The sequence below is a fragment of the Kitasatospora sp. NPDC057518 genome (assembly GCF_042802075.1).
Classification (GTDB): Bacteria; Actinomycetota; Actinomycetes; order Streptomycetales; family Streptomycetaceae; genus Kitasatospora.
Window position 1 is genome coordinate 1 of the sequence record NZ_JBHVEU010000543.1, and the last position, 5,403, is coordinate 5,403.

Consider the following 5,403-nt stretch of genomic DNA (forward strand, 5'->3'; position numbering starts at 1 on the left):
CGGCCATGGCGGTGCCTGCCGGCGCGCGCACCGGCAGGCACGACCATGGCCGGGGAGCAGCCGGCCGTCGGGCTCATCGGGTCACCGCGGCGGCGGGGGCGTGGGGGGAGGACGGGCACCGGCGCCGTGTCGGGCTCCTTACCGCCCGGCTTCCCCGCGCTCCGCCTCGGGTAGCGAGGGCCGCTCCGCGCCCTCGATCCCGGGCCCCCTGCGCAGGGTGCGCATCCGGTCCATCAGCCCGTCGAGACGAGTGATCGGCAGCGTTTCGAGGAACGCCGAGAGGTCGCCCCCGCTGACGATCTGCGGAACGGGCGCCTGGGAGATCTCCCTGAGCATCTTGAGCACCATGACGTTCTCCAGGCCGAGGACCTGGATCTCGGCCTCCAGCTCCAGCTTCACGCGCCGCCTCTCCGCTTCCACCCGCACCTTGTCGATCGCGTCCTCGCGTTCCGCGTTCTCCAGTTGCAGCGCGAGCTTCTCGCTCTCCATCTCCTCGTCGGCCGTCCGCTTGAGCATCTCGTTGAGCCTCTCGTCCTCGGCCCGGAACACGCCCAGGTGGGTGCCCTTGGACTCCACTCCCCAGTCCCGGAGTTCGTTCTCCACGAGGGTGGCGAGTTCGAGCCGGGTGTCCCGGTAGTTCTTCACGAACTCCAGCACGGTCGACGCGGTGGCGATCTGGTTGAAGTACGTGGTGACGATGGCGCCCAGGACGCGTTGTACGAAGCGCTGGACGGGCATCCGGTTGTAGTCGAGGCCGCCGATGTCCGAGATCTGGGCTCCGCCGTTCCGCCTGACCAGTCCGGGAGCGGACTGGGCGGGAATCCGGATGAGCTGCTTCACGTCCACGAACAGCCGGTAGCCCTGCACGGTGGCCGTGATCCTCCCCAGATGCACGTCGTAGTTCTGTTGCTCCGCGGGCGTCTTCTCGTCCCATTCCAGGGCGAGGAGGTGCGTCGGGATCAGCATGACGCGGATGAAGTACGGGTTGAGCGCGGAGACCGTTCCCCCGCTCAGGGTTTCCTCCTGCACCCCCCGGCGGCCGCCGTTCTGCAGGAACACCCATGGCAGGCGGAACCCCTGATGGCCCGGTACCGGTGGTCCCGCCTGGTCGTCCTCTCCCGGATCCGCGCCGTCGAGCGTGATCACCACGCCGGTCTGGTCGGCGGGAATGGCGATCTGCTTCAAGTGCCGTGCTTCCAGCGGTCCGCCGCGCGCCTCCACGTTGTGCGTGGTGATGACGTCGAACAGGGCCGGGTTGATGTCGTAGTAGGCACCGCCCTGGAGGATGGCGAGCTGCTTGCCCTGCTGACCGCCGCCGGTGAGGAACCGTGCGCCGTCCTGGAAGTCGTCGCACTCCACGTGCGGACCGAAGAGCGCCCCGGGCGGTCGGTTCCCGCCGGCCCTCGCGTCGACCAGGCCGATGGTGCCCGCCGGAACGTGGACCCGGTCCACCAGCGTCACCCGGAACAGCTCCGTGTTGATGGAGTAGGTCTGTCCGCCGGCCAGCACGCCGATCTGTGTGCCCTGTTCCCCGCCGTTCAGCAGGAACCTCACGCCGTCCTGGAAGTCGTCGCAGGGCACCGGCAGCGCCAGCGCCCGGTTCCCCGGCCGCGTCCGGCCCGCCTTCGCCCTGACCAGGCCGATCTTGCCCTCCGGCACCCGCGTCCGGGGGACGACCTGGACCTCGTAGACGAACGGTGTCATCCAGTGGCGCCCGGGCAGGAGCGTGCGGGCGAGCACCCCGTGGGTGGCGTGCGGGGTGACCTGCGGGAAATCCGGATGAGTCCGGCCGTTCAGGCGCCGTACGATGCCGATGTGGCCGGGGGGCACGTAGCGGAGACTGAGCCGGCCGACGGCACCGGAGATCGCCAGGAGGAGTAGGAGAACGACGATGACCGTGAATTGCATGAGCCACACCTCTGTAGCGGTGATGTAGACCAGGAGAAAGAGCGGGACACAGCCCCGGGCGGGAGCGGGCGTCTCTTTCCTGTGCTTCTTCCCGCTCTTCTGATCGGGCGGGTCCGTTTTCCGGGTGACGCGGGGGGAGAGGGCCAGGACGCCGAAGACGTTCACCGACGCGTGGACGTAGAGCGCCAGTCGAGCGCAGACGGCCAGCGAGCACAGCGCGGCCAGGGATCCGACCAGGTAGATCGCCAGATCCACCCGGTCCGTCCACTTCACCGGCTCACCTCCTGTCCCCCCTGCGCAGATGCACGGCCAGAACCGTGGAAGTCCACTCGTCGTACCAGTGGTTGAACGGCTCGTTCTGCGGATTGCGCAGCGTCGGGTAGTACGCGCCGCGGGGGCCGGGCCCCGCCCGCTCCGTCAGCTCGTGGTAGAAGCGCGGCACCAGCGCGTCGGCGGAGCTCCGCCAGCCGCAGGCCACCGACAGCGCGAGGAAGTCCGCGTGCCGGTTGCCGCGCACCGCGGCCCGGGCCGCCTGGGCGCTCCAGCCCTGCCGTCCGTGCGTGTGGTCGGCCCATATGCCGTCGACACGGGCCAGGACCTCGACGGGGATCCGGCGCGCGTGGCGGGTGCCCAGCCAGCCCTCGTCGAGACGGCCGGCCGCCTCCAGCACGATGGCGGTGGTCTGGAGATCCGCGTGCGCGAAGTTGTGCTCGGCGAGACAGCCGTCGAGGCGTCCGAGGGAGACGGCCTCCGGCACCCGCACCGTCTGCGCCGCGGGTCGCTGGAGCGGAGCCGGGAACAGGGAGGACATCTCGTCCGGCGTGCTGCCGTTCCGGGAGGCGGTGTCGATGTCCCGCAGCCGGAGGAGCTCCTCCGGGCTCAGCAGCCGGCCGTCCCGGGCGTCGGCGTACCAGGTGTGGGCCAGAAGGTAGTTGCGCTGCCCGTCGAGCAGGACCGGGAAGAAGGGGCGCTGGTGGTGCATCGCCTCCAGGATCATGTCCGTGATGTCGTCGGAGTTCTGGGACTGCGGTGACATCAACACGATCACGGCCGTCGCGAAGTCCAACTGCTGGCGCCTCACCCAGACGTGCGAGTCCCCGGCCCTCAGGTCCGCGACCGACCAGACCCGCAGTCCGGCTCCTCTCACCTGGTCGGCGAGCGCGTGGGCGTACGCCGTGTCGGCCTTGTCGTAGCAGAGGACGACGGCGGGCTCGTCGGGAGGCACGAGGGGCCGGGGAGGTGAAGGCTGGGCCGACGCGATGTTCTCCGCGTGTCCCGGTGCGACGGATCCGCCGGGACCGGGCCGGACGCTCTCACCGCGGATGGCGGCGACGAGTTCGTCGACCTTCCGCTCGTAGTCGGCGGCGTCCGGGGTCCTGAAGTCGCGCCAGACCCGGCTCGCGGCCAGGGGCGGGAGAGGGGCGTCCCCGATCAGCAGCGGAATGAGCCGCAGCCGCCGCCGCGCTCCGGCCGTGACCAGGGCCGCGTACTCCTCGCGGGCCCAGGACGAGGCGCGTGAGGCCGGGCTGATGACGACCAGGGCACATCCGGCGTCCTCGATCGCCGCCTCGGCGTGGTGCACGCTCACGTCACCGGGCAGCACGTCCCACTCGTCGAAGAGGACGGTCAGGTCGCTCCGCCCGAGACGGGCTGCCAGTACCCTCGCCCAGTCGGCGTCCTCCCTGGCGTAGCAGAGGAACACCTGGGTCATAAGGCTTCGCCCCGCGGCCGTACCGCCCGCACCAGCGCGGCGAGGCTCACGTCGTAGGGCTCGCTGCCGGGATTCCGCAGGTCCGCGGGCCGGCGGATCCTGGCGAAGGGCGGCAGTTCCACGTCATCCACGAGCACGGGGATGAACCGCCGTCCACCGGTGTGCACGCGCTGGAGCAGCACCGCGTACTCGTCGCGGATCGCGGCGTCGTTCATCGTCGCGCTGCTGAAGAGCAGGAGCCCGTTGGCCGTGACGCGCAGGGCCGCTTCCTTCTCCAGGCTCTCCACCAGCCCCGGGCCGATCCACTCGGCCAGGAAGACCCGCAGCCCCTCGGCACGCAGTCCGGTGGCAAGGGTCTGCGCCGCCTCGGTGTCCACCGAGGCGTAGGAGACGAACGCGTCGTACGTGTCGCCGAGTTCGGTGGCGGCATCGGCGGCGGGCTCCAGCGCGGGTGGGGTGTCCCGGGGACGCCGTAGCCGTGACAGCCGCTCACGCACATCGACTCCGGTCGAGAGCGCCGTGGCCCCGGCCGTGAGCAAGGCACCGACCGCGCCGGCGACAGCGATCCCAACTTCCCATGACCCCATACCCGGAGGGTAATCCCTGCCCCCAAGAGCCGCCGGTGCTTTTGAGGTATCACCGGGTTTCTTCGGGGTGCCACGATCCGGTGACGGCCCGAGAGGCCGTGACGGACGAGGCCCCGGGCTGTCGACCGGGATGTCCGACGCCTCAATCACGCTGCTCGGAAGCCTCGTTGGCCGTCTGCCCGGCCGCGCCTGACCCGCCCACGCGCTCGTGGAGCGGGTCACCGTGCTCGTCGTTGCCCGTGAGGGCGGCGACCGGCGTCGCAAGTTCCGCCCGTCTCAGTACCCGATCGTGGCGGGAGAGGTCTTCGGGAGGGTGGTGCCGGTGCCCTGAACCGGCCTCCCCGGCGTCACCCCGGCCGTCGTCCGGCCGGTGCGGCACTACGGGCCCGCCCGTCTCATCCTCGGGGACTGATCCCCCGCACAGCCAGGGCGAGGAGCCGGTGTGCCTCGGCGGCGGGGGTCGGGTGGTGTTCGGTGGCGAGGGCCAGGCCCGTCACCAGCGCGACCAGGTCGGCGGTGGTCACCTCCGGTGCCACCGCGCCGGCGCGGGCGGCCCGGTGCAGCAGGGGGTCGACAGCGCTTCCCAGGCGTGCCGAGCAGGCGTCGACGTGGTTCCCGCCGCCGGTGCCGGCCGGGACCAGTGCGTCGGCCATGCCCCGGGCGGAGGCCGCGTAGGTCGTGAGCGCGCCCAGCCAATCCAGGAGCGCGGTCCTGGGATCGTCGGCGTCGGCGAGGTCCGCGGCGCGGGAGCACAGCGCGTCGACCCTCTGGCTGAAGACCGCTTCCAGCAGGGACCGGCGGTCGGGGAAGTGGCGGCGCACCGTGGCCGAGCCGACGCCGGCGATGCGCGCGATCTGTTCGAGGGAGGCGTCGGCGCCGTGGGCGGCGACCTCCGCCTCGGCCACGGCGAGGATCCGCGCGCGGTTGCGTCGGGCGTCCGCGCGTTGGGCTGTCATGGCGTCGTCTCCGTACTTGCTAAGTGGCGGGGCCCTCCGTATCGTACTCGAGCAGACACGGCGGGCCCCGCCGTTTTCTTTCCGGTGCCGTGTGAGGAGCTCGTATGAGCGCACAGTCAGCCCCCGTCCTGGTCGTCGGTGCCACCGGTCAGCAGGGCGGCGCCACCGCCCGAGCCCTGCTGAAAGCGGGCGTCGCCGTCCGCGCGCTGGTCCGCGACCCGGCGACGGCCCGGGCCCGGGC

At 71.5% G+C, this 5,403-nt stretch carries 5 protein-coding genes; 1 reads left to right on the plus strand and 4 read right to left on the minus strand.

Features of this window, described 5'->3' with window-relative positions; genetic code table 11:
- Nucleotides 1-138: 138 nt before the first annotated feature.
- The 4 genes from ACFU7Z_RS35530 to ACFU7Z_RS35545 form a co-directional block, all read right to left on the minus strand.
- On the minus strand, nt 139-2,181 hold the full coding sequence (locus ACFU7Z_RS35530; protein WP_380782129.1) for a hypothetical protein: 2,043 nt from the start codon (nt 2,179-2,181) through the stop codon (nt 139-141).
- Nucleotides 2,182-2,185: 4 nt separating this feature from the next.
- On the minus strand, nt 2,186-3,619 hold the full coding sequence (locus tag ACFU7Z_RS35535) for a TIR domain-containing protein (RefSeq protein WP_380743105.1): 1,434 nt from the start codon (nt 3,617-3,619) through the stop codon (nt 2,186-2,188).
- Complete coding sequence (locus tag ACFU7Z_RS35540; protein ID WP_380782131.1) at nt 3,616-4,206, minus strand: toll/interleukin-1 receptor domain-containing protein; 591 nt, start codon at nt 4,204-4,206, stop codon at nt 3,616-3,618. Before ACFU7Z_RS35540 ends, ACFU7Z_RS35535 begins: the two co-directional genes overlap by 4 nt.
- A gap of 395 nt (nt 4,207-4,601) precedes the next feature.
- Complete coding sequence (locus ACFU7Z_RS35545; RefSeq protein WP_380782133.1) at nt 4,602-5,162, minus strand: TetR/AcrR family transcriptional regulator; 561 nt, start codon at nt 5,160-5,162, stop codon at nt 4,602-4,604.
- Between the two features lie 104 nt (nt 5,163-5,266).
- Between ACFU7Z_RS35545 and ACFU7Z_RS35550 the strand changes: the two genes are divergently transcribed.
- On the plus strand, nt 5,267-5,403 hold a 137-nt coding region (locus ACFU7Z_RS35550), incomplete at its 3' end, for an NmrA family NAD(P)-binding protein (RefSeq protein ID WP_380782135.1).